The organism is Streptococcus hepaticus (genome assembly GCF_043656315.1).
GTDB lineage: Bacteria > Bacillota > Bacilli > Lactobacillales > Streptococcaceae > Streptococcus > Streptococcus hepaticus.
In genome coordinates this window covers 1-5,195 of record NZ_JBINIY010000029.1, presented here as the reverse complement: position 1 = coordinate 5,195, position 5,195 = coordinate 1, and the positions used below count along the sequence as shown (strand labels likewise).

At 49.4% G+C, this 5,195-nt stretch carries 1 tRNA gene and 3 rRNA genes; all 4 read right to left on the bottom strand.

The window, feature by feature from the left end:
- The 4 genes from rrf to ACHUFA_RS10770 all read right to left on the bottom strand — a co-directional run bounded on the left by rrf (position 1) and on the right by ACHUFA_RS10770 (position 4,930).
- Positions 1–116: ribosomal RNA gene (rrf, locus tag ACHUFA_RS10785) — 5S ribosomal RNA — on the bottom strand.
- Between the two features lie 83 nt (positions 117–199).
- Positions 200–3,100, bottom strand: a 23S ribosomal RNA gene (locus ACHUFA_RS10780).
- 156 nt (positions 3,101–3,256) lie between these two features.
- Positions 3,257–3,329: transfer RNA gene (locus ACHUFA_RS10775), tRNA-Ala, on the bottom strand.
- A 52-nt stretch (positions 3,330–3,381) separates the two neighbouring features.
- Positions 3,382–4,930: ribosomal RNA gene (locus ACHUFA_RS10770) — 16S ribosomal RNA — on the bottom strand.
- The 16S, 23S and 5S rRNA genes sit together here with 1 tRNA gene alongside, the layout of an rRNA operon.
- Positions 4,931–5,195: the final 265 nt, after the last annotated feature.

The window sequence follows — 5,195 nt, the reverse complement described above, 5'->3', positions numbered from 1 at the left end:
GCTAAGCGACTACCGTATCTCACAGGGGGCAACCCCCAACTACTTCAGGCGTTCTAGGGCTTAACTGCTGTGTTCGGCATGGGAACAGGTGTATCTCCTAGGCTATCGTCACTTAACTTCTTGTCGTTTGTCCACTGAAAATTGAATACCTATATTCTATCAAGAAACCTTGGTGCTGTCAATATTGACTTCAGTTACTTTGGATAAGTCCTCGAGCGATTAGTATTAGTCCGCTACATGCCTCACAGCACTTCCACTTCTAACCTATCTACCTGATCATCTCTCAGGGCTCTTACTGATATAAAATCATGGGAAATCTCATCTTGAGGTGGGTTTCACACTTAGATGCTTTCAGCGTTTATCCCTTCCCTACATAGCTACCCAGCGATGCCTTTGGCAAGACAACTGGTACACCAGCGGTAAGTCCACTCTGGTCCTCTCGTACTAGGAGCAGATCCTCTCAAATTTCCTACGCCCGCGACGGATAGGGACCGAACTGTCTCACGACGTTCTGAACCCAGCTCGCGTGCCGCTTTAATGGGCGAACAGCCCAACCCTTGGGACCGACTACAGCCCCAGGATGCGACGAGCCGACATCGAGGTGCCAAACCTCCCCGTCGATGTGAACTCTTGGGGGAGATAAGCCTGTTATCCCCAGGGTAGCTTTTATCCGTTGAGCGATGGCCCTTCCATACGGAACCACCGGATCACTAAGCCCGACTTTCGTCCCTGCTCGAGTTGTAGCTCTCGCAGTCAAGCTCCCTTATACCTTTACACTCTGCGAATGATTTCCAACCATTCTGAGGGAACCTTTGGGCGCCTCCGTTACCTTTTAGGAGGCGACCGCCCCAGTCAAACTGCCCGTCAGACACTGTCTCCGATAGGGATCACCTATCCGGGTTAGAGTAGCCATAACACAAGGGTAGTATCCCAACAGCGCCTCTGTCGAAACTGGCGTCCCGACTTCATAGGCTCCTACCTATCCTGTACATGTGGTACAGATACTCAATATCAAACTGCAGTAAAGCTCCATGGGGTCTTTCCGTCCTGTCGCGGGTAACCTGCATCTTCACAGGTACTAAAATTTCACCGAGTCTCTCGTTGAGACAGTGCCCAAATCATTACGCCTTTCGTGCGGGTCGGAACTTACCCGACAAGGAATTTCGCTACCTTAGGACCGTTATAGTTACGGCCGCCGTTTACTGGGGCTTCAATTCAGATCTTCGCTTGCGCTAAACCCTCCTCTTAACCTTCCAGCACCGGGCAGGCGTCACCCCCTATACATCATCTTACGATTTAGCAGAGAGCTGTGTTTTTGATAAACAGTTGCTTGGGCCTATTCACTGCGGCTGACGTAAAGCCAGCGCCCCTTCTCCCGAAGTTACGGGGCTATTTTGCCGAGTTCCTTAACGAGAGTTCTCTCGCTCACCTGAGGCTACTCGCCTCGACTACCTGTGTCGGTTTGCGGTACGGGTAGTGTATAATTAACGCTAGAAGCTTTTCTTGGCAGTGTGACGTCACTCACTTCGCTACTAATCTTCGCTCCCCATCACAGCTCAATGTTACAGATATAAGCATTTGACTCATATCACACCTCACTGATTAGCCCAGCACTTCCATTCGCTGGGTTGAGTTAGCCTACTGCGTCCCTCCATCACTATATACACTAGTACAGGAATATCAACCTGTTGTCCATCGGATACACCTTTCGGTCTCTCCTTAGGTCCCGACTAACCCAGGGCGGACGAGCCTTCCCCTGGAAACCTTAGTCTTACGGTGGATGGGATTCTCACCCATCTTTCGCTACTCATACCGGCATTCTCACTTCTATGCGTTCCAGCACTCCTCACGGTATACCTTCATCACACATAGAACGCTCTCCTACCATGACCTAAATGGTCATCCACAGCTTCGGTAATATGTTTTAGCCCCGGTACATTTTCGGCGCAGGGTCACTCGACTAGTGAGCTATTACGCACTCTTTGAATGAATAGCTGCTTCTAAGCTAACATCCTAGTTGTCTGTGCAACCCCACATCCTTTTCCACTTAACATATATTTTGGGACCTTAGCTGGTGGTCTGGGCTGTTTCCCTTTCGACTACGGATCTTAGCACTCGCAGTCTGACTGCCGATTACATCTCGTTGGCATTCGGAGTTTATCTGAGATTGGTAATCCGAGATGGACCCCTCACCCAAACAGTGCTCTACCTCCAAGAGACTTAACATCGACGCTAGCCCTAAAGCTATTTCGGAGAGAACCAGCTATCTCCAAGTTCGTTTGGAATTTCTCCGCTACCCACAAGTCATCCAAGCACTTTTCAACGTGCCCTGGTTCGGTCCTCCAGTGCGTCTTACCGCACCTTCAACCTGCTCATGGGTAGGTCACATGGTTTCGGGTCTACATCATGATACTATGGCGCCCTATTCAGACTCGGTTTCCCTACGGCTCCGTCTCTTCAACTTAACCTCGCATCATAACGTAACTCGCCGGTTCATTCTACAAAAGGCACGCTCTCACCCATTAACGGGCTCGAACTTGTTGTAGGCACACGGTTTCAGGTTCTATTTCACTCCCCTTCCGGGGTACTTTTCACCTTTCCCTCACGGTACTGGTTCACTATCGGTCACTAGAGAGTATTTAGGGTTGGGAGATGGTCCTCCCAGATTCCGACGAGATTTCGCGTGTCTCGCCGTACTCAGGATACTGCTAGGTATAAAGACTATTTCGAATACGAGGCTGTTACTCTCTTTGGCTCACCTTCCCAGGTGATTCTTCTATAATCTTTAAGTCCACATTGCAGTCCTACAACCCCGAGGAGTAAACTCCTCGGTTTGCCCTCCTGCCGTTTCGCTCGCCGCTACTAAGGCAATCGCTTTTGCTTTCTCTTCCTGCAGCTACTTAGATGTTTCAGTTCACTGCGTCTTCCTTCAACTAATCTTAACAATTAGTGATGACAGGCATTACCTGTCGGGTTCCCCCATTCGGACATCTCTGGATCAATGCTTACTTACAGCTCCCCAAAGCATTTCGTTGTTAGTCACGTCCTTCATCGGCTTCTAGTGCCAAGGCATCCACCGTGCGCCCTTATTAACTTAACCTTATTAACCTAGTTTTTTAAAACTAGAAAACTCATTAAATATTTACAGCGTTTTCGGTTTATTTTCTTGTTACTTTCTACAATTCAATTTCTTGAATCGTGGAATTTGATATAGATATTCAATTTTCAATGGACAAATTTGAATCTTTCGATTCAATGGAGCCTAGCGGGATCGAACCGCTGACCTCCTGCGTGCAAAGCAGGCGCTCTCCCAGCTGAGCTAAGGCCCCACAAGACCTCTCAAAATTAAAGAAGACTAACGTACAGGTTCCTTATCCTTAGAAAGGAGGTGATCCAGCCGCACCTTCCGATACGGCTACCTTGTTACGACTTCACCCCAATCATCTATCCCACCTTAGGCGGCTGGCTCCTAAAAGGTTACCTCACCGACTTCGGGTGTTACAAACTCTCGTGGTGTGACGGGCGGTGTGTACAAGGCCCGGGAACGTATTCACCGCGGCGTGCTGATCCGCGATTACTAGCGATTCCGACTTCATGTAGGCGAGTTGCAGCCTACAATCCGAACTGAGACTGGCTTTAAGAGATTAGCTTGCCGTCACCGACTTGCGACTCGTTGTACCAGCCATTGTAGCACGTGTGTAGCCCAGGTCATAAGGGGCATGATGATTTGACGTCATCCCCACCTTCCTCCGGTTTATTACCGGCAGTCTCGCTAGAGTGCCCAACTGAATGATGGCAACTAACAATAGGGGTTGCGCTCGTTGCGGGACTTAACCCAACATCTCACGACACGAGCTGACGACAACCATGCACCACCTGTCACCTCTGTCCCGAAGGAAAATCCTATCTCTAGGACGGTCAGAGGGATGTCAAGACCTGGTAAGGTTCTTCGCGTTGCTTCGAATTAAACCACATGCTCCACCGCTTGTGCGGGCCCCCGTCAATTCCTTTGAGTTTCAACCTTGCGGTCGTACTCCCCAGGCGGAGTGCTTAATGCGTTAGCTGCGGCACTGAGTCCCGGAAAGGACCCAACACCTAGCACTCATCGTTTACGGCGTGGACTACCAGGGTATCTAATCCTGTTCGCTCCCCACGCTTTCGAGCCTCAGCGTCAGTTACAGACCAGAGAGCCGCTTTCGCCACCGGTGTTCCTCCATATATCTACGCATTTCACCGCTACACATGGAATTCCACTCTCCCCTTCTGCACTCAAGTTCTACAGTTTCCAAAGCATACTATGGTTGAGCCACAGCCTTTTACTTCAGACTTATAGAACCGCCTGCGCTCGCTTTACGCCCAATAAATCCGGACAACGCTTGGGACCTACGTATTACCGCGGCTGCTGGCACGTAGTTAGCCGTCCCTTTCTGGTAAGATACCGTCACTTGAGTAACTTTCCACTCTACTCAACGTTCTTCTCTTACAACAGAGCTTTACGATCCGAAAACCTTCTTCACTCACGCGGCGTTGCTCGGTCAGGGTTGCCCCCATTGCCGAAGATTCCCTACTGCTGCCTCCCGTAGGAGTCTGGGCCGTGTCTCAGTCCCAGTGTGGCCGATCACCCTCTCAGGTCGGCTATGTATCGTCGCCTTGGTAGGCCGTTACCCTACCAACTAGCTAATACAACGCAGGTCCATCTGGTAGTGAAGCAATTGCTCCTTTCAAACGACTAACATGTGTCAATCGTTGTTATGCGGTATTAGCTATCGTTTCCAATAGTTATCCCCCGCTACCAGGCAGGTTACCTACGCGTTACTCACCCGTTCGCAACTCATCCGCTCGGTGCAAGCACCAAGCTTCAGCGTTCTACTTGCATGTATTAGGCACGCCGCCAGCGTTCGTCCTGAGCCAGGATCAAACTCTCATTTAAAGTTTGAGTTCTCACTCATTATCTGTCGCTGACAGATTTATTGTTTTTTTGTTTATTGACGAAGTTATTTTGTACATAACTTCACCCTGCACGTTTGGTTCGTCTTCTTTAATTTTCAAAGGTCTTGTGCGTCGCTCTCTCGCGACAACTATCTTAGTTTATCATGTTTGCTTCTTCTTGTCAATACTTTTGTTCAACTTTTTTCAGAAACTTTTTCATGACTGCCGCCCCTTGCGAGACAACTCCATTAGTATATCAGATACAT